Annotated in this window: 17 protein-coding genes and 2 pseudogenes; 8 read left to right on the top strand and 11 right to left on the bottom strand. The window is 41.8% G+C overall.

The annotated features are described in order from the left end of the window. Window positions 1–121: 121 nt before the first annotated feature. The 3 genes and pseudogenes from MBUR_RS13555 to MBUR_RS13920 form a co-directional block, all read right to left on the bottom strand. Window positions 122–500 (bottom strand): annotated as a pseudogene (locus tag MBUR_RS13555) (IS5/IS1182 family transposase); the annotation flags it as partial. A gap of 72 nt (window positions 501–572) precedes the next feature. Then, complete coding sequence (gene ltrA / locus MBUR_RS10370; RefSeq protein ID WP_011500024.1) at window positions 573–2,303, bottom strand: group II intron reverse transcriptase/maturase; 1,731 nt, start codon at window positions 2,301–2,303, stop codon at window positions 573–575. 1,359 nt (window positions 2,304–3,662) lie between these two features. Continuing rightward, window positions 3,663–3,896 (bottom strand): annotated as a pseudogene (locus MBUR_RS13920) (IS5/IS1182 family transposase); the annotation flags it as partial. A gap of 137 nt (window positions 3,897–4,033) precedes the next feature. Here MBUR_RS13920 and MBUR_RS14580 point away from each other — a divergent pair. After that, entirely contained in the window at window positions 4,034–4,156 is a 123-nt protein-coding gene (locus MBUR_RS14580) for a hypothetical protein (protein ID WP_269479023.1), read from the top strand. A gap of 274 nt (window positions 4,157–4,430) precedes the next feature. On the opposite strand, the gene MBUR_RS10365 is transcribed toward MBUR_RS14580, so the two are convergent. Then, the gene (locus MBUR_RS10365; protein ID WP_011500023.1) at window positions 4,431–5,819 is read right to left on the bottom strand and encodes an Ig-like domain-containing protein; all 1,389 of its coding nucleotides are present in this window, start codon (window positions 5,817–5,819) and stop codon (window positions 4,431–4,433) included. Window positions 5,820–6,081: 262 nt separating this feature from the next. Beyond that, window positions 6,082–6,651 carry a GMP synthase subunit A gene (locus MBUR_RS10360; RefSeq protein WP_011500022.1) on the bottom strand — a complete coding sequence of 190 codons (570 nt, stop codon included), beginning with the start codon at window positions 6,649–6,651 and terminating at the stop codon, window positions 6,082–6,084. A gap of 174 nt (window positions 6,652–6,825) precedes the next feature. Here MBUR_RS10360 and MBUR_RS10355 point away from each other — a divergent pair, with 174 nt between their 5' ends. The 6 genes from MBUR_RS10355 (at window position 6,826) to MBUR_RS10330 (ending at window position 11,997) form a co-directional block, all read left to right on the top strand. Further along, entirely contained in the window at window positions 6,826–7,623 is a 798-nt protein-coding gene (locus MBUR_RS10355; protein ID WP_048063377.1) for a 2-amino-3,7-dideoxy-D-threo-hept-6-ulosonate synthase, read from the top strand. 21 nt (window positions 7,624–7,644) lie between these two features. Then, entirely contained in the window at window positions 7,645–8,787 is a 1,143-nt protein-coding gene (locus tag MBUR_RS10350; RefSeq protein WP_048063651.1) for a 3-dehydroquinate synthase II, read from the top strand. A gap of 3 nt (window positions 8,788–8,790) precedes the next feature. Then, window positions 8,791–9,492 carry a type I 3-dehydroquinate dehydratase gene (gene aroD / locus MBUR_RS10345; protein WP_011500019.1) on the top strand — a complete coding sequence of 234 codons (702 nt, stop codon included), beginning with the start codon at window positions 8,791–8,793 and terminating at the stop codon, window positions 9,490–9,492. Continuing rightward, window positions 9,489–10,298: a shikimate dehydrogenase gene (locus MBUR_RS10340; protein WP_011500018.1), complete on the top strand. Its 810-nt coding sequence runs from the start codon at window positions 9,489–9,491 to the stop codon at window positions 10,296–10,298. The genes aroD and MBUR_RS10340 overlap by 4 nt, the downstream gene beginning before the upstream one ends. Further along, window positions 10,295–11,608 carry a prephenate dehydrogenase gene (locus tag MBUR_RS10335; RefSeq protein ID WP_011500017.1) on the top strand — a complete coding sequence of 438 codons (1,314 nt, stop codon included), beginning with the start codon at window positions 10,295–10,297 and terminating at the stop codon, window positions 11,606–11,608. Before MBUR_RS10340 ends, MBUR_RS10335 begins: the two co-directional genes overlap by 4 nt. A gap of 71 nt (window positions 11,609–11,679) precedes the next feature. Continuing rightward, window positions 11,680–11,997, top strand: a complete 318-nt coding sequence (locus MBUR_RS10330; RefSeq protein WP_048063650.1) for a hypothetical protein — start codon at window positions 11,680–11,682, stop codon at window positions 11,995–11,997. A gap of 61 nt (window positions 11,998–12,058) precedes the next feature. Here the strand turns inward: MBUR_RS10330 and tpiA are convergent, their stop codons facing one another. Together tpiA and MBUR_RS10320 are read right to left on the bottom strand one after the other, a co-directional pair. Next, window positions 12,059–12,724 (bottom strand): triose-phosphate isomerase, encoded by a 666-nt coding sequence (gene tpiA, locus MBUR_RS10325; protein ID WP_011500015.1) that lies wholly within the window; start codon window positions 12,722–12,724, stop codon window positions 12,059–12,061. Window positions 12,725–12,766: 42 nt separating this feature from the next. Further along, complete coding sequence (locus tag MBUR_RS10320; RefSeq protein WP_011500014.1) at window positions 12,767–13,957, bottom strand: bifunctional 5,6,7,8-tetrahydromethanopterin hydro-lyase/3-hexulose-6-phosphate synthase; 1,191 nt, start codon at window positions 13,955–13,957, stop codon at window positions 12,767–12,769. A 127-nt stretch (window positions 13,958–14,084) separates the two neighbouring features. Here MBUR_RS10320 and MBUR_RS10315 point away from each other — a divergent pair, with 127 nt between their 5' ends. Then, entirely contained in the window at window positions 14,085–14,885 is an 801-nt protein-coding gene (locus MBUR_RS10315; RefSeq protein WP_011500013.1) for a hypothetical protein, read from the top strand. A 44-nt stretch (window positions 14,886–14,929) separates the two neighbouring features. Here MBUR_RS10315 and MBUR_RS10310 read toward each other — a convergent pair whose 3' ends face one another. The 4 genes from MBUR_RS10310 to MBUR_RS10295 form a co-directional block, all read right to left on the bottom strand. Further along, window positions 14,930–15,682: a ParA family protein gene (locus MBUR_RS10310; protein ID WP_011500012.1), complete on the bottom strand. Its 753-nt coding sequence runs from the start codon at window positions 15,680–15,682 to the stop codon at window positions 14,930–14,932. 171 nt (window positions 15,683–15,853) lie between these two features. Next, complete coding sequence (locus tag MBUR_RS10305) at window positions 15,854–16,795, bottom strand: IS5-like element ISMbu1 family transposase (RefSeq protein WP_011498552.1); 942 nt, start codon at window positions 16,793–16,795, stop codon at window positions 15,854–15,856. Window positions 16,796–16,988: 193 nt separating this feature from the next. After that, complete coding sequence (locus MBUR_RS10300; RefSeq protein WP_011500011.1) at window positions 16,989–17,336, bottom strand: hypothetical protein; 348 nt, start codon at window positions 17,334–17,336, stop codon at window positions 16,989–16,991. Window positions 17,337–17,486: 150 nt separating this feature from the next. Then, a complete protein-coding gene (locus MBUR_RS10295; protein ID WP_011500010.1) occupies window positions 17,487–19,133 on the bottom strand; it encodes a tRNA uridine(34) 5-carboxymethylaminomethyl modification radical SAM/GNAT enzyme Elp3 in 1,647 nt (548 codons plus the stop codon). Window positions 19,134–19,142: the final 9 nt, after the last annotated feature.

Here is a 19,142-nt window from a genome sequence, read left to right as displayed (position 1 = left end):
AAATAAAGACCACTGACCAGGGTCATTGATACTAAAAATAGCACATAATTCTAAATTGTAGAGATGGAAACTTGAAATTATCCAATGGAATAGAGGACATTGTCCATTGCAGAAAAATCGGCTTTGTAGAAATCCTCATCCAAACTAAAAACACAGTCTTGATGAACTTATCAGGATTGTGTAATATCACTTTGAACTTCACTTCTTTTACTTGATTTCGATACTTTCTCGCACGTAAGTTTTCTCCATACTTTCTTTTCAAAGCTGAGAACATCGTTTCACTCAAATTCCACATAGAGTATATCTTACTATCGAATTCCTGTAACATTTTCTACGATATATTCCTTAGATTCGCTTTCATTCACGTTGTCTCAGTGGAACAATTGCTATTGATCCGAGTTTTTCCCTCGTCAATTGTGTATGTTTTCAGAATTATAGGCTTTATCCATCACATAATATCTAGATCTCCTATTGCGATGACATTGCAATCGCAATGTCTGTCGGCTAAGTCAGAGAGATTACTCCCTCTTTCTCGCCTAAGAACCGTGCGTGAGACTTTCACCTCACACAGCTCAAGCATCTCTTAACCCTTGTCGGGCAACAGTTATTTTTGGATTATTTGCATGATATTGTCTATGACAATATACATGTGCATAAACTAAGTTTGTTATTCCATTATCGTCATGATTTCCATTTTTATGATGTAAAGGGCGTTCCTCTCCACCGTTGTTAATGTCAATCAATAGATTACAAAACGGACATTTGCCTTTTTGATTCTTCCATACGGTTTTAAACTTTCCTGATAACTTTTTAGAACCTTGATTGAGCTTGCGTTCAACAAAGTATTCGGTGTCAGTGTAAGGGTTCTTATCCAGTTTTATTTGTGGGTTTCGAACTATCATTTTATCTGACATTAATTTAAGTTGGTTTTTCATTGTTGAAAATACCCATTTCCTCGTTCCTTTGGGATGCCAGTATTTGTGTGCAATCCAAGTTCTTGATTTCATGGGGTGTCTTCTCTTAGCCCATTTCCAAAGTATATTCCATATCTTAAAATCAATTAAGGAGAATGTTTCTTTGGAAGCCACTCCTTGATGATAATTTGACCATCCAGTTATGATAGGGTTAAGTTTAGAGATTAAATCTTCTTGTGTCCAAGTTTTTCCATCTTTGATAGTATTACTGATTTTTTCAGTTACTTTCTTGATAGATTTCTTAGACGGTTTTATGAGAAGTTTTCCTTTGTATTTTCTGACATTCCAACCTAAAAAGTCAAAACCATCATCGATGTGAGTAATAAGGGTTTTTTCATCAGATAGTTCTAAACCTCTATCCGTTAGGAAATTCTTAATCAATTCTTTTGCTTCTTCTGCTATTTCTTTAGTCTTTGCAGTAACAATAAAATCATCTGCGTATCGCACAAAATTAACTTTGTGTTTTGCACGTTGACGAGTTGTTATTTTACCGCTTACACCTCGATGATATTTGTCAGCCAATACACCTTCAATTCCATCTAAGGTCATGTTGGCTAATATTGGTGATATAATACCGCCTTGTGGTGTTCCTGCTTTCGTTGGAAATAGAGAATTTTCATAAACAAATCCTGCTTTGAGGAATTGTTTAAGAATTGATTTATCCATTGGGATATTGTCAATTAACCATTGGTGACTGATGTTGTCGAAACAACCTTTAATATCGCCTTCCAGTATACATTGTGCAGAATCCTTTTTGCTTATTGTTCCAAAAATTTGACTGCAAGCATCATGTGTACTTCTGAATTTTCTGAATCCAAAAGAACGTTTATCTGCTGTTACTTCTGCAATGGGGTCAAGTGCTAATGCATATAATGCTTGCATAGCTCTATCGTACATGGTCGGGATACCTAAAGGTCGCTTCTTATCAGAACCATATTTCTCAATAAAGATTCTTTTTAATGGTTTTGCCTTATATCTTTTATCAGATAGACTTCGAGCCGCATTCACTTTGGAAACTGGTGTTGACCAGAATTCTCCATCGATTCCTGCTGTTCTTCTACCCTTATTTCGAATAACCTTTCTGACAGCTAACAGTTTAGCATAGTGAGAATGGGTTAGCAAATAACTTAGTCTTTTTACTAAATTCCAATTTTTGTTAATAACTGCTTTCGTAATTCTGACTTGTATTCTATTAACATGTGATTCAACGGAACTCCAATTGATGAAATTCCAGTTGAGCATATCTGTAAGCTTCTCACCATTTAATTCAGCATGACCACTAAGGGCTTCTGCTTCATTATTTGGTGTATTTGAAATTCTTACATTCATAGTTATACCTTCATTCATACGTTTTGATACCATAGAGTAAGTCTGCATCCTTTCGGATTAGGGCAAATTCTGAACCCCTATATAATTCATTACAAATTATCATTCGCTTTCTACTCCTTTCCTTTACCCTCTATGTCATTGTCCTTCCTTACGGAATTCCTACCCCGAAGGGAACATATAGGGCTTACCAAGTTCTATAACATGAATAATTGCGAATACCTTAGAAGCCATCTATAAACCGAGAATCATATGTCCATTTCCTATAATGTATGCAAAACCATTATAGTCTGATTCTATACCTTTTTAGTTCAAGCGTATCAATCTAGTTTCGCTTGTTGCAATTCACGATTCTTACAATGGTTCACTTTTACGTTCTTCTTAGTATTGTCGGCTAAGTCAGAGGGATTACTCCCTCTTTCTCGCCTAAGAACTGTACGTGAAAGTTTTCTTTCATACAGCTCAAGCATCTCATAACCTTTTCAGGCAACAGTTATTGTTTTTGGAATTAATTGCAAATTCCAATTTTCTTCAATAACTGCCTTCGTAATCCTGACTTGTAGCCTATTAACATGTGTTACATGTCTGTAAGTTTCTCATCGTTAAGTTCAGCATGTCCACTAAACAGTGTTTTTGCTTCATCTTTTGATGTATTTGAATAGCTTACATTCATAGGTCATACCTTCCTTCTTACGTTTTGATACCATAGAGTAAGTCTGCATCCTTTCGGATTAGGGCAAATTTTGAACCCTTATACACACCATTACAGTTTGTCATTCGCTTTCTACTCCTTTCCTCTACCCTCTATGTCATCGTCATTCTTTGCAGGATTCCTACCCCGAAGGGAACATATAGGGCTTACCAAGTTCTATAACATGAATAATTGCGAAGACCTTAGAAGCCATCTATAAACCGAGAATCATGTGTCCATTTCCCATAATGTGATAAGAGCCATAATGGTCGGATTCTGTACCTTTTGGTTCAAGCGTAATCAATCTAATTTCGCTTGTTCTGCTTTACGATTCTTACAATGGTTCAACTTTCGTTTCTTCTTAGTGTTCTTATCCTAGTGGATGTTTCGAATTAGACTTTCGAGATTCTCCACATTGTCCTATGAGCTTCATACCCCAACGTTACCATTGGCGCGTGTCATAGTAGGATTAACCCAAATGGAAGGGATAGCGTTGCCGCAATTCATGTTATAACTTCTTGTCGCACCTTATCCTAGCAGATGATTCAGATTAGACTTCCGAATTTCTCCACATTGTCCTATGAGCTTTACACCCCAACGTTACCATTGACGCATATCATAGTAGGATTATCCCAAATGGAAGGGATAGCGTTGCCGCAATTCATGTTTTAGCTTCTTGTCGCACTTGCATGTTTTGCATCATGAACCGATTTTCCAGAAATCTTGTAACCAGTGATCACAAATTTACTAACATCAACCGAAATGCTTCTTTACATAACTTCGTCTCCACTTTTTAATTCGCCAGGAATAATAATTACTACAATATCCACTTGCAAATTCAGTAGAATCAATTGCAGTAATGTCTATAGAATCCTATTTTTGTAAAATATATCGTAACTATTCAGCCACCTTTGCGTGCTAAAATCCCCCCACCTCAATCTATTTCATCTTCTGAAATGGATTTTTACGAAAAAAGCAAGTAGTAGCATTCTATTTAAGTTCACACCCAAAAAATCAATTTGTTTTGCCAAACAAGGGGTGAATGAACACGAAACGCAAAGAAATCCTAGCAGTTTATGAACAAGGTCCCGAAGCAGTTGTCACTCTTGTCACTACATTGTACGACATCATTGCTGGAATGCCATTTATTCCAACAATTGTTTGAGCTTCTAATTTTTTTGTGTAAAGGTTGGTAATACAGGATTGACTATAGGTAGGCTGAATAGTTACAATATATCAAGTGTTCTTTTAAATATGGTGTCCAAAACAACAGAATATGTACGAGTAACAAATTTTTGAAGTTTGTTGGAGAACAATCACAAGGGACTTCTGATTATAAAAATAAGTGGCTTAGTTGAAGTTAGAAAAGAAGATTTCTACAGACTGAAAAATATGTCAATGAAATGATGATAACAATAAATAAAAAAAAGAGAAAGGAATTACTCTTCCCTTCTTCTCATTGTAAGGAACATCAAACCAAGGACTGCCATCACAGGCAATGCAATTGTTGGGAATTCAGGGATCTCTTCACTAACGATCCATTTCTTTGTAACTTCGTTTGAGAGAACTAGTTCCTGCTGTGAATTAAAGAAACTAGCTACAATTACATCCGTACCAACCGACTGACTGGTGAAACTAAATGAAGCTTCTCCGTTTGTATCGGTCAGGACATCAGCAGTAGTACCTGCATTAGGACCTGAGGCAATCTCAAAGTGTACCATTGTGCCAGTTACTGCAGCGCCATTATCATCCTGAACGGTCGCAGTAACTTCGTGGGATTCACCAAGATTGTTTATTGCAGAATCCGGGGAAAGTAAGATGCCTTCACCAACAATAGCATTTGTAGAACCCATAAAGAAAGCTGCGAAATAGATATTGTCATCATTGGAAGGGTTCTGTGTAAAGACGTTGATGCCAGTATCGCCATCATTAACGAATGGGATGAGATCATACAACTCATCATCACTGCGGGAATTTCCTGGAGGAGCGTTTGGGTCAGCAGGATTTGCATTGCTGTCATCCAGACCACCAACAGTGATCAAACCACCATCGTAATCCGTACCATCATCATATCCACCTGCAGAAGAAGTCAGGCGCAGTCCATTGACATTTACAATGCTGTACTGGTTACTAGGCTGGAACCCAAAAGAGATTCCAAGGCTCATATCCAAAGCGAAGTTAGGATCGGTCTTGTCTACAGGCTCTGCAAGCGTAATGTTGAACATATCACCAGTGATACTTTGAGCACCGAACAAAAGAACGACAGTATTATCCTCTACTTGATTGGGATCATCAAATATCACTGCAAGAATATTTCCCTCAACATTACGTACATCTGATTCTTCAATAGGAATTGATATCCTGCCTGCAGGAGCTGCGTCAACAATTGGTTTGACAATGTTCGTCACATCTGCACGATGATTGTGTGGAGCACCAGAATAAGTTCCAATGACAACATCATCCCAATTGACCGGAAACCCTGCAAGTGTTACACCACCATCAGGAATTTCGTTACCACTCCACAGACTTGCAGTCAATAGATATGCTGATCTGACCGTTGCACCAGCAGGTTTTTCAACATCAATGGATCCAACGGGAGTTAAGTGATCCCCATATCCATCAATGGAAAGGCTAATTTTGCCAGTCTCCGTCACAACTGGTGCCAGTGAAGTTGAAGCAACCGACATTACTGAATTCATTACAGGACCCGAAGGGTTTTCAACAGCTATACCTTGTTCAACCACATTAGCACCTGCTGATGATATCGAAAGGATCATCAACAAGCTTAGTAGAACAACAAATGTTTTACTTAGAGTTTTATTTTTCACAAAATACCACCTAATTAGTAAATATTATACTAGTTTGAATTATATGACAACAAATATATCAACTTTGCCCAAAATATCAATAAGTTGTTATAATGATAATGATGTTGCAGCGTGCGGAAGAGTTGTAATGTACAGTTATTGTGCAAAGGCCAAAGGATCTTGATAAAGATACTAAATCAAAAAAGTCCATAAAAAAGAATTTGGTTAAGATATTTGCACTTAACAATAAAAACCAAATATCAAAAACCTGCGAATAATAAGATCAGTAGTCTTCACAAACCTTAAAGAAGTTCATGAACAGTTCTTCGCCTTTATCTGTATGAGCAACCTCAGGGTGCCACTGCACTCCATAAATAGGCCTTTCCTCATGACGCATCGCTTCGATCTCACAAACATCTGAACGGGCAAGGTGAATGAACTCATCAGGAAGCACTGTAACTTCATCAGCATGTGAGGCCCATACAGATGTCCTGGGCCCAAGTCCTTTCAGTATATCATCCTCTTCGATCACTTCAACATCGATAGCGGCATAGCCACCAAGTTTCCCTGCACCGGTATGCCCACCAAATGTCTGGGCTATAAGCTGGTGTCCGAGGCATATACCAAGGATTGGAATGTCAATGCTTTCCACATATTCCTGACAACTACCAACCCGCTCCATTGAAGGACCACCACTGAGAATTATACCATCCGGCTCCTCATCAAGGATATCCTCTACGGAAGTTGTGTTAGCCACGATCTTCGTATCCATATCAAGGTCACGCACCGTACGGTGGATAAGATGACAGAACTGGCCATAGTTGTTGATAACAATAATCTTTAATTCTTTCATGATGAGAACACCGATTAGGTCGATACTCGACTATTGATGAATCTATATATAAGACTATTCCACATTTCAAAAAAGGAAACAAATAACAAAGTTTAAATAATAAACCGTGCTACTATGTCACACAGTAACACAGTGACAATACCCACTGATAATTACATAACAAAGAGTGATAACATGGCAGAAATAGGAAAAAGGATCCGCATTGAAAGAATTATGCACAGAGACAGCAGGAATATGGTAATCATCCCAATGGACCACGGAATGTCCGATGGACCTATCAGAGGAGTGATAGACATAGCAGATTCCATCAATAAAGTAGCTGAAGGCGGAGCTAATGCCATTCTTATGCAAAAAGGAATGGTCAACCATGGTCACAGAGGATACGGGCACGACGTAGGTCTCATAGTCCACATGAGTGCATCCACCGCACTTGGACCTGACCCCAATGACAAGGTCCTCGTCTGTAAAGTAGAGGAAGCAATGAAAATGGGCGCTGATGCGGTTTCCATTCATGTGAACATCGGCTCGGAAACAGAAGCAGAGCAGCTTAAAAAACTAGGGTCCGTTGCAGAACAATGTGACGAATGGGGCATCCCCTTACTCTCCATGATGTACCCAAGAGGAAAGAACATATCAAACCCTCATGACCCGCAGATGGTAGCCCATGCAGCAAGAGTAGGTGCAGAACTAGGCTCTGATGTGATCAAAACAGTCTACACCGGAGATGTGGATAGTTTCAAAGACGTTGTCAATGGTTGTCCCGTGCCAGTTGTTATTGCAGGCGGACCAAAAACAGAGACCGACCAGGAATTCCTGGAAATGATAAGCGGAGCCATGGAAGCAGGTGCAAGAGGTGTTGCCATTGGAAGGAATGTATTCCAGCACCCCGACCCCGTAAAGATGACAAGGGCTATAACACAGGTAGTTCACCACAAGGCAAGTGTAGAAGAGGCACTACAAACACTTAAATGATAAACTCCAATGGCGTATAATATGATGGACAAGACGATTTGGATAAAGGCCGATAAAGGCCACTGGGAAGCTCACAAGGACAGGATCACAACAGGACTTGAGTCCGGTGCCAATTGTGTGCTTGTAAACTCTGACGAAGTAGAAAAAGTAAGGGAACTTGGAGACATACAGGTAGCTGCATTTACCTATGACGACAAGTCCGGTGCTGACATCGTTGTCGTTGGAAAGGGCGGAGAAGGAGACGGAACAAAACCATTATCACCTGATCCTGTTGGGTCCCTCGACATGATCACTGCGATCCGATTGAAAGAAAAAGGATTGACCGTCGGGGCCTACGTGGTCATACAGAACAAGAAATACGAAGAATTTGCCGCAGAGATAGGTAAAGAATGCGATTTCCTCATCATAGTAGGTACTGACTGGAAGGTCATTCCCCTTGAGAACCTCATCGCCGCACTTCAGGATAGTGATGTGAAGATCATTGCCGGTGTTCGTGATCAGGATGAAGCAAAACTAGCTCTCGAGACAATGGAACACGGATCAGAAGGTGTCTTGCTGGACTCAGATGACCCCAATACCATCAAAGCCACCGTTGCAGTAGCAGAAAGATCAGGCATCGAGGACCTTAAACTTGTTCCCGGAAAGGTCACAAAGGTCGAAGCTGTGGGAATGGGAGATCGTGTCTGTGTAGACACCTGCAACATGATGACCAAAGGCGAAGGAATGCTTGTAGGCTCACAAGCAAGCGGGATGTTCCTGGTGCATTCAGAATCCGAAGAAAGCCCATACGTTGCATCCCGCCCGTTCCGCGTCAATGCCGGAGCAGTTCATGCATACGTGAAAGTGGGAGACAGGACCAGATATCTTTCCGAACTCAGTTCCGGTGACGAGGTCACCATTGTCAATGCCGGGGGAAAACAGCGAACCGGCATTGTAGGCAGGGTCAAGATCGAAAGACGGCCACTCATGCTCGTAGAAGCCGAAGTAAATGGAGAGATCATAAAGAACATCCTCCAGAACGCCGAGACCATCAAACTGGTGGACATAAACGGAGAGCCCATCTCTGTAGCCGACCTGAAACCCGGAAATGAAGTAATGGTCTACTATGAAGGCGGTGCACGCCATTTCGGAATGAAGGTCGAAGAAACGATAATCGAGAAGTGAGCGATGCTGAAAATAGGGACGTTCGATCTGGAAGAAAGGCCAGCTATCGTTGCTGCCATAAGCAACGAACCTTTACAACAGTGCAAAACTGCAGCAGAACATGGTGCAGATATCCTTGAGATAAGGTTCGACCTACTTGGGATAACCACCTCCAAAGAAGCTGCAAACCTGTTGAGGATGCTCAAAGGCACGACCAGCCTCCCGTGTATTGCAACCAACAGGTTACAATCCCAAGGTGGAAATTGGGAAGGTACAGAAGAGAACAGAATTGCCCTATTGGAAGATATCATGCATCTAACAGATGCCGTGGATATCGAGCTCGAAACAGATGAACAGCTCAGGGACAGGATAGTCAAAAAAGCAAAAGAGGAAAGTAAGACCACCATAATCTCATCGCACGATTTTGAAAGGACGCCTGACAAAGAGACCCTGAAAAGCATCCTTGACCACTCCCACGACGCAGGTGCCGATATTGCAAAACTTGCAGTGATGCCTGAGAATATGCAGGATGTACTGAACCTGCTGGAAGTGACACTGGAAGTAGACGATGTCTGCACAATATCCATGGGTAAACTGGGAAAACACACCCGCATCATTGCCCCCCTCTATGGCTCAAAGCTTACATATGCAAGCGTATCCGATGCCGTAGCACCAGGACAACTAAAAGTGGAAGACCTGAAAAAAGCAATGGAGATGATGGAATGAAGAAGATATTTGCAGTCCTTGGGGATCCCATAGAACATTCACTATCACCCATCATGCACAATTCAGCATTCGAAGCCCTGGACATGGACTGCACATACCATGCATTCCGAGTTGAGAAGAACGACCTTGAAAACGCACTGCAGGGTGCAAAGGCCATGGGATTCGGAGGATTGAACCTCACAGTGCCCCTCAAAGAGACCGCTCTCAAATTCGTTGATGCAGATTCCCTTGCTGCAAAGATAGGTGCCATAAACACCATTGACTTCAAGGACGGTATTAAAGGCTACAACACTGACGGCATTGGTGCAAAACGAACTATCGAGGATGAAGGTGTCGATATCAAGGACAAGAATGTCCTGATCCTCGGAGCAGGCGGTGCTGCAAGAGCCATCGCATTCACATTTGCAGAAGCAGGAGCAAATGTGAACATTGCCAACCGAACCCCTGAACGTGCCATGCAGCTCGCTGCAGAGATAGGAGATGCAAAAGGATACGGTCTTGATATCGTTGACAATGGGCTTGAAGATATTGATATTCTTATCAATACCACCACAGTAGGACTGGGCAATTCCAATGGGACCCTTGTGACCGCAGAGCAGATGCATTCAGACCTTGCAGTTTTTGATATCGTTTACAATCCGCTTATGACAAAACTGTTGCAGGAAGCAGAGACCGCAGGTGCAAGACCTATCACAGGCATTATGATGCTAGTATACCAGGGAGCGGAAGCCTTCCGCATATGGACTGGAAAAGAACCACCCATAAATGTCATGAAAAAAACTGTCATGGAGACATTGGACATATGAAAATGCTGATCATTGGTGGCACAGGAGAAATGGGGAAATGGTTCACGAAGTTCTTTACTGATCACGGTTATGAAGTTGTGGTCTGGGGCAGCAGCCAAAAGACCGAGATAGCAAAACAAATGGGAGTTGAATTTGCATCAGACCTTGACAATGCAATAAGGACCTCAGATATAGTGATCATCACAGTACCAATAGACATTACTGCAGATGTTATCAGGGAGACCGCTCCCAAAATGAAGGCGGGAAGCTTGCTGATGGACCTGACATCCATAAAGGCCGAACCTGTAAGGGCAATGAGAGAAACAGCACCTGACGGTGTTGAGATCCTCGGCACACACCCCATGTTCGGCCCATCCATTCCGACATTACAGGGGCAGATCGTGATAATGAGCCCCACCAAAGGCCGATCTGAAAAGTGGTTCCCCATAATGCGAAACCTCTTCGAGGAAAATGGTGCACATATTGAGATAATCAAACCGGAAGAACACGATAAGTTCGTCTCTGTTGTTCAGGGCCTGACACATTTTGCATACATAACAATAGGGAACACGTTCAAAAGCCTTGATTTTGATGTTAGTATGTCACGGCGTTTCATGAGCCCGGTCTATGAAATAATGGTCGATTTCGTTGGGAGAATACTTGGGCAGAATCCCTACCTGTACGCCCACATACAGATGCAGAACGAACAGGTGTTAAAAGTCCATGAGACCTTCATAAGTGAGTGTAACATCCTTTCTGAGATAGTCAGGGAACAGGACATTGAAGCATTCTGCAACAAGATGACAGAGGCTGCCGCTCATTTTAAGGATACGCCATCCGCACTTCACCGATCGGATAAGCTCATCAATGCGAAAATATCCGAATTCGAGGAGATGATCGCATCTGTAGGAGTCGAAAGAGGCCTTTACCATAACTACTCAGGCGTCACACATGTGGGAACGATCAAGAAAGTGACACCAAGAGCAGTGATAATCTCCAAGGGCGGAAAGGATGTCTACCTGAAGACAGAGAATATCAGGTTGTACACCGAGAAGGAACTTAAGGATTGGAAAGTGAAAAATCTTCTCCATCCAAAAAGGGATATTTCAGTATTACTCCCTTCAGGAGCTGATGCATCAGTATTTGAGAAGGTCATCGATAATGATGAAAGGATAGCCTCGACCGAGATAATCGATACTTATTCAGGCATTTCCGATAACAGACTAAGTGCTACGTTCCGCATTACCATACTTGAAGAGAGTAACGCAACAAAGATGCAGACCGATGTTGAAAAACTCCTATGTGGGCTTGGTTGCAAGATACGCGGATGAACCTCTCCTATATATGCAATGAGGACAGAATAAATATCCACAGAAATAGGACGCTACCTACGGTGATTTTTTTGAAAACTAATAACAAAGGGCTTAAAGCTGCCAATGTGCTTCCCGGAGGCATCGAGAAATATCTCCGATTCTACAAGATGGGATTGTTCTTCATTTCCGTCTTTGGGATATACCTGGGAATACAGGGACTTTATCTTATCATTGTAGAAAATAACTACATACCGGGATTTTGTCTGTTCGGTGCAGCACTGCTGATATCACCACCACCTATAGGGATATCCAATATGGTTGCCCGAAATCTTCATCTGGAACTTACAATGTCAATAAAAGTGGGATTCTCCACGCTGTTGTTGTTCATCGCATGGTATTTCCTTTAAGATAAGAAGGAAATAAGATAAAAATAGTATATTGATGCCTTCCGGCATCACAACTTCTTTTTTAAATAAGACTGACAAGATCTTCAAGCGCAGCTTTTGGATCTTTGGCCTTTACAATGCCTGATGCAAGAAGCACACCGACTGAACCAAGTTCTATTGCAGCTTTAAGGTCCTCCCCTTTGGAGATACCAGCACCACAAAGCACTTTCACTGCCGGATCGATCCTTTCCACTGCTGCCACAGAACCTGTTACAACCTCTGGATCTGCCTTTGAGACTGGAATTCCAGAGCCTATAAGTTCAGGAGGCTCAACTGCAACATAGTCAGGACCTAATGCCGCTGCTGCTGCTGTTGTTGCAATATTATTAGTACAGATTATAGTGCGAAGACCTTCACCTTTTGCTGCCGTCACAGAAGCTTCGATGTCAGCAAGTTTCAATCTGCACTCCGAGTGATTGATAAGCGTACCCACAGCTCCGGCATCCTTTATACACTTTGCAAAAGCATGTCCGGTAAAACTGCCTGCTCCGACACCATCGAGATGCTGGGAATATACAGGAACATCTACCTGAGATGCGACCCTGTAGATATCACAGAACTGAGGTGCGATAGCGATCTCGATCCCGCTTGCTTCACCGACCTCTTTACAGGCACGAGCTATCCTTACAGCACCTTCCCCGGTACCTTCGAGATATGTCTTTAGGTTCAATACTATCAAAGGTTTCAAACTATCACCCCTAAAAAAAAGAACGTGTGAATAATCGCACGCTTAAAAATCGGTCATTATTCTGAACTGGTCGATCTCAGGCTTGTTCAAGCCTTCAATGAACCGGTCAGCTGCCTGCCTGACATCCTTTGAATTGGTGATAGCCCTGCCAACGACAAGGATATCAGCACCTGCTCCAAGTGCATCAGAGATAGTGTCAACACGTACACCACCAGCGACTGCTACAAGGACCTTGGAAGAACGCTTCACTGCAAGTGCCTTGATACCTTCGATACTGCCCCATGCGTGAGCAGTGCCCTCGATGTCAATTGCACGGTGTAGTTCAACTACATCAGGAAGTACGTCCAATTGTTCAAGGACAGCTACTGGATCAGGAGTGTTCAATGTATCCATGACAGCATAGATACCGGTCTTGTGTGCCTCTTCAATTACCTTGTTGAGTGTTGCGATAGGTGCAAGAGCGGATACTACAATAGCATCAGCGGTTGCATCCGCCACCATACGTGCCTCAAGGTTACCTGTGTCGAGGGTCTTAAGATCTGCAACGATGAACGCGTCCGGTCTGACCTCACGTATTTTGGAAATGACATCCACACCATAGCGTTTGATAAGGGGTGTACCTGCTTCCAGTATCAAGTGGTCGCTCTTAGGGAGCTGCTTGATGATATTAAGGATAACAGGAAGGTTTGGATTGTCAAGTGCGACCTGCAAGTATGGAGCATCCCAAAGTTTGGATATCTTGAATCCCATGACAGCGTGTGCAGCCCGGTCCTTCTCATGAAGAACTGTATCAATGTCAGGGAAACCATCAAGTGCGCGTTTAAGTGCCAATTTAGTAGCTCCGTAATTGTACCTGTAGATACGGTTATAGTCCACTGCCTGCGGGTGAATGAAAACGCTTGCAATGATGACAAGGTCTTCTGCTTTTTCCTTAGGGATCAGTCCTTCTTCCACTGCATCAGCAACTGCCTTTGAAACAGCGGCCTGTGCAGGACCGAATATCTGTGAAGCCTGATCCATTCCCTTAACGGTCACTTTTGGAACGATAAGTGTGGATGGCTTTGTAGGTAAGTTCGGGCGGATGACAGAAAGAACGGGAGTGTGGCCTGCTGAAAGCTGGGTCATTCCTGTTGCGAATGCCTGCCCTACCGGCCCCTCCTTGTCCCCGATCATAAGATCAACGTGTGCGAGCTCTGGTGCCTCGCCAATAAGTGCTTCTCCAATCAACATCATAGTTATCAATCCGCTAAATTGGTATGACTATATATATTAGTTCTGATGGAAAATTTGTAGATGACTATAAAATATAAAAAAAGTATTCTTAATTCATTATATATGTCTGCAGAACAAATAGATAAATGTGATAATAGATATATATAACCATCTTATAAAAAAGAGAGAACTCACATTACTTTACCTATTATCCGCAATAGTAGCTACGTATTTTGCAAGTTGGTTTCCTGATTTTGAAAACCTCATTGGAATAGAAGGAGCCAGAATAAGTTCAGTAGTATCATTTGGTGCACTGAACGGATTCCTTCTGGGACCTTTATGGGGTGCGATCGCATCTTTTACCGGTATAATGGCACATGTATTTGTAAGAAGTCATACCCCCGACATGTTCCACCTCCTAACACCATTTTTTGTTGCAATGGCTTCCGTTGTGACAGGGCTATGCATCACTAAAAGGGAGAAGGCTGCAATGATATTGTTCAGCATACTGATCCTTGGATGGTACATTACCCCATTAGGAAGAGAAGTATTCTATTATCCATGGTTTCACATCATAGTTCTTGGTAGCTTTGTCCTTTTCCACCATAAATATCATGACAAGAGAGGAAATTTCTACACATTCGCGTTTCTTCTATTTTCAACCCTGATTGCCATCCTTGCAGATCACCTTGCGGGAAGTATAACCGCAGCAATACTCTATGACATTACCCCACAGATGTTCACATCCGTAATTGCCATATATCCAATTGAAAGGATAACACTCGCATTTGCAGCTGCTGCAATCGTATATCTTTTGATCATTGCACTCCAGAGCACACTAATGGAGTCAGAGACATTTCAAAACAAAATAGAGGAAGCAAAAAGGAATGAACTACTGAGTTATATTGATAATGTAAAAGATATCATCAACAAAGATAACAACAAATGATCTCATCAAAAATTCATGATGATCAACTTTTCGATCATTCATTATCAGGAAGTTAGCTTATCAATAGCCCTCATGGCATTAAAAATGTTCTTTGAAAAAGAATGTTCCGGTTCTGTAAGTACCAAAACTTCATTGTCACACCTAACCGCAACATCACACATACAAGGAATCGATGCCAATACAGGAAGATCGAACTGCCCCTCATAGGAAAGATCAGTAGAATTGTTAGCATGGCCCATGTTCTCAACAATCGAACAGTTCTTTTCCAATGGTATATAAATGCCCTTGACGACCTGATCAATTGCCCTTTGTCTGGAAGCTCCGGGTTTGCCCACCATAACAACATGATCTGCAACAGCAATCGCGTTAACCGAAGTAAAATCCACACCAGCTCCCGTATCTAATATAACGACATCGATGCCGATATTTGAAAGGTCCCTTTTAGCATTCATCAAGAATTTCAATGCCTTTGACTGCCATTTTCGGTCCTTGCTTGAAACATCACGAACAGCGAGGATATCGGGATTAGAATAGCCAACATCGAACGCACCCGCGGTACCCATTTCTTTGCTGACATCCATGACCACATCCATTACACCGTATCGACCTTCAAAGACATCATTGACCCAGCGCTTAGCTTCAGGAAGTAGATAATTGAACGAACTGGGAGCCTTTAGATCAACATCCAAAAGGCATACGCTCTTTCCAACAGATGCATACGCAGACGCAAGATTAATTGCAAATGAGGTTTTACCGGAACCACCTTTATAAGAATGTACTGCAATTGTCAATGACATATCCTGATCACTTCAATTTGTAGAGGTTCAATTATAGAGAATTGCGATTAACTGCTGATTTTTTTCAAAGCAAATTTTTCCAGCTAAAATTTTGAGCTTTTCTCTCTATTTCCAGCAGTTTGCTAGTATCTATTTATATACTTTCCAACTTTTTTGAATAGCTACCGCTATTCATCCTAATGATTTTCTTCTTATTGTCCTCAATTGATAGAGATTATAGCTGAATGCTGTAATCGCCATTTTGACATTTACTCTTGCCAACGTTGTTACTCTTACAAATCCTGACGTAAACACATTTTTGATAACAGCATAAGGTCTTTCTCCCTTTGCTCTTTTCCTGCTTATTCTTTTGTTTCTCATCTTATCCCTAATACCAATAGGATGACCTCGCACGCCCCTTTGCATAGTTGCATCATATCCTTTTGAAATTGCACCAAAGTAACCTCTATCTCTGTAAACAACTTCGCCTTCTTCAGAAAGATCCACCTGACTATCATGAACTGAGGCAGTAGTTGTCCTATATCTCCTTATCAGATCATATTCGGTATCTTCAATGGTATGTAGTTTATATCCAAAATGTGACTTAGATGCCTTTTTTGTCCATGTACCGTCCTTACATCTTCTGGTCTTTGCTTCATTTCCACGAGGAGTATCAAGATTTGCATGTCCTGGATCAGCATGTATAAATGTTGCATCCTGAATCATACCTTGTTTGATCCTCAAACCTTTCTTATCAAGTTGTCTTTGCATTTCATTCCAGATTTCATCTTCTTTTCCTGATTGAGCAATTCGTTCTCTAAATGCCCAAACAGTAGTATGATCTGGAATTTTTGCAGGAAAGCCCAAGAATTTCCTAAAGGAAATTCTGTCAGTAGCTTGTCTTTCAAGTTCAGGGTCAGATAGTCCATGCCATTGTTGCAATACTAACATTTTGAGCATGACGATTTCATCAACGTTTGGTCTGCCACCGAACTCTGTTTTATTGATATACATCTCTGCTATAATTGGACGAAATGGTTTCCAATCGATGAGAGATTCAATTTCAGAGAGCTTGTCACCGAGATTTTCAAGACGTTTGTACTCTTCTTTAAAAGCAAAGTTTGTTAAGGACATAATACAAAATTATTGTAATATATTATAAATATTGCGTCTGTTTCCGAGGTTTATCGGAATTCTCTATAATAAATACATAAACCTGTATATAAAATCATTTGAAATTAAAATTGATTGATACTAAAGTTTACTTTGTTTATAAAGAAGTGTATTTTATCACAACCCAACTAAATAAGCAGTCGTTCAGCAGTATTCATTTGCCTAGCCCATCTCCAATACTAAAGTATACTTTCCTGCCGGACCTGTTTTTCACAACATGACCCATTCGTACCAGTTGGTTCAGATAATTGCTCTCAACAGCTCTTTCTTTATTTGTTTTCCCCGCAAGCTCATCCGCTGTAGCCGAACCAAGCTCAAAAAGAGCTGTTGCGGTCGTACGCAAATGATCCGGCAAAGTGAGCAATGTCATAACATCCAGAACATCAAGGATATCGCCATCTGATTCGCTCTCATTTGAACCCTGAATAAGGATACGGTCAAGCTTTCCACTGATCTCACGAAGGAGCCGTATCATTTCTTCAGTTGCAGAGTTATCGGTCATATGATCCCATCCATACTATTATTACACCAATATGAATAAAGGAATAATTGTATTATTAAATGACATGCCTTAATATAAATGTATTGAAGGCGTACCGTAATACAACTCCCTTGAAAAAACACAATGCGAACAAAAGAGATTAGTGACACTTCATATCATTTTTGACATATATACACCATCTCGATAATATCCAAACTTGCGATAATACTGTCTTACACCAATACCACTAATGATAGAAACTTTTAAATACCCTGCATCTTTTGCCAGAATTTCTGCATTCTCTAATAATTCAGCACCATAGCCCCTATGCTGCCAGTCCATACCCACAGCACCTTTGCCCACCGGAACCATAGAACCGTACACATGAAGTTCCCTCACCAATGCAGCATCCTGCAATTCTTCCCTGTGAGGTGTATTCGGGAACCGAAGACGTAAGAAGCCTATAAGGATATCAGTACTGACATCCTCGAACGAAAGGAAATGTTCCTTTCCGCCACAAGAATCGTATGTATCGATGGTAAGCTCTATACTATCGACATCAGGTTCATTCCCTTTGAGGACATTATGACCGACTTCCCTGCAACGTATACACTTACACTTAACACCCCTTGACTCGAGACGTTCCTTCGCAAGCTGTCTTACATTGCTTTTCTTCACGCCTGCGAATATCTGAGGGGACGGAATATCCCTCTGGATACGCTGCATACGGACCCACTTAGGCAGAATTGCCTTGATGTCGGCCAGAAGCTCGATAGCCTCCTCATCACCGAGAGCCTCATATTCCCCTCCCGACCACATATCATATAGTTCAGTACCTTCCGTCACCAGTGTAGGATAGATCTTGAGATAATCCGGCATGAAATTACTATCAGAGAACAGCTTTTTGAATCCCCTAAGGTCCCTTGCAGAATCCATTCCCGGAAGATGTGGCATCATATGGAAACCCACCTTCAGTGCACTATCCCGTAGCACCCGGTTCGAATCTACCGAATCCTGAACACTATGACCCCTCCGCATTCTTTCAAGCACGAAATCATATACACTTTGCACACCGATCTCGACCTTGGTAGCACCCAGATCAAGCATCCGGTCCACATGATCAGTATTTGTCCAATCCGGTCTTGTTTCAAAGGTTATGCCCGTATTACGGACAATAGCGGTCTCATTCGCCCTCTGGACATCTTCGACCGTCACATAAGGAACGACATCTCCGATAACTTTTATGTCTTCACGCCACTGTGTACCGGAAAAATCGTTCATGGCCTCAAGGCATCTCTTAGTGTACCATTCCTGATAATCAATAGCACGTGAGGAGAACGTACCACCCATGACAATAAGCTCTGCCTTGTCCACATCATGGCCTATATGCTTTAACTGGGAAAGACGACCAGAGACAATGCGATAAGGATCATACTCATATTGCATCGCCCTCATTGTAGCAGGTTCCTGACCCATATAGCTTTGAGGAGAATTGAAAGAGGACTTCGGGCCTCCAGGACAAGGAATACATACCCCGTGAGGACACTCACAGGGAGATGTCATTGCCGCTATTACCGCCACTCCAGAGATAGTCCGAACAGGCTTTCGGCGAAGAAGATCACGAACGAGCTTCTGCTCCTCATCTGTACCCACCATAATAATATCAGGATGTTTAGGGAGAGTGGATAGCCTGTACTCTTTGCTGATAACCTTTTTCGCCTTGGTCAATTGCTTCTCGTCAGAGATCTCACCATCAAGCACCATATCCAGCAACTTTCGGCATGCAACCCTGAAATTATCATTAACTTCCGATGTCATAGTCAAAAC

Origin of the sequence: Methanococcoides burtonii DSM 6242 (genome assembly GCF_000013725.1) — an archaeon.
Taxonomy (GTDB): Archaea; Halobacteriota; Methanosarcinia; order Methanosarcinales; family Methanosarcinaceae; genus Methanococcoides; species Methanococcoides burtonii.
The sequence above is the reverse complement of the archived record's forward strand: the minus strand, read 5'-3'. Positions and strand labels throughout refer to the sequence as shown.

What these genes read in the sequence shown, in the direction of transcription:
- ltrA (WP_011500024.1), bottom strand. Translation starts at nt 2,303, where the DNA reads ATGAATGTAAGAATTTCAAATACACCAAATAATGAAGCAGAAGCCCTT.
- MBUR_RS14580 (WP_269479023.1), top strand. Translation starts at nt 4,034, where the DNA reads ATGAACACGAAACGCAAAGAAATCCTAGCAGTTTATGAACAAGGTCCC.
- MBUR_RS10360 (WP_011500022.1), bottom strand. Translation starts at nt 6,651, where the DNA reads ATGAAAGAATTAAAGATTATTGTTATCAACAACTATGGCCAGTTCTGT.
- MBUR_RS10355 (WP_048063377.1), top strand. Translation starts at nt 6,826, where the DNA reads ATGGCAGAAATAGGAAAAAGGATCCGCATTGAAAGAATTATGCACAGA.
- MBUR_RS10350 (WP_048063651.1), top strand. Translation starts at nt 7,645, where the DNA reads ATGATGGACAAGACGATTTGGATAAAGGCCGATAAAGGCCACTGGGAA.
- aroD (WP_011500019.1), top strand. Translation starts at nt 8,791, where the DNA reads ATGCTGAAAATAGGGACGTTCGATCTGGAAGAAAGGCCAGCTATCGTT.
- MBUR_RS10340 (WP_011500018.1), top strand. Translation starts at nt 9,489, where the DNA reads ATGAAGAAGATATTTGCAGTCCTTGGGGATCCCATAGAACATTCACTA.
- MBUR_RS10335 (WP_011500017.1), top strand. Translation starts at nt 10,295, where the DNA reads ATGAAAATGCTGATCATTGGTGGCACAGGAGAAATGGGGAAATGGTTC.
- MBUR_RS10320 (WP_011500014.1), bottom strand. Translation starts at nt 13,957, where the DNA reads ATGATGTTGATTGGAGAAGCACTTATTGGCGAGGCACCAGAGCTCGCA.
- MBUR_RS10310 (WP_011500012.1), bottom strand. Translation starts at nt 15,682, where the DNA reads ATGTCATTGACAATTGCAGTACATTCTTATAAAGGTGGTTCCGGTAAA.
- MBUR_RS10305 (WP_011498552.1), bottom strand. Translation starts at nt 16,795, where the DNA reads ATGTCCTTAACAAACTTTGCTTTTAAAGAAGAGTACAAACGTCTTGAA.
- MBUR_RS10300 (WP_011500011.1), bottom strand. Translation starts at nt 17,336, where the DNA reads ATGACCGATAACTCTGCAACTGAAGAAATGATACGGCTCCTTCGTGAG.
- MBUR_RS10295 (WP_011500010.1), bottom strand. Translation starts at nt 19,133, where the DNA reads ATGACATCGGAAGTTAATGATAATTTCAGGGTTGCATGCCGAAAGTTG.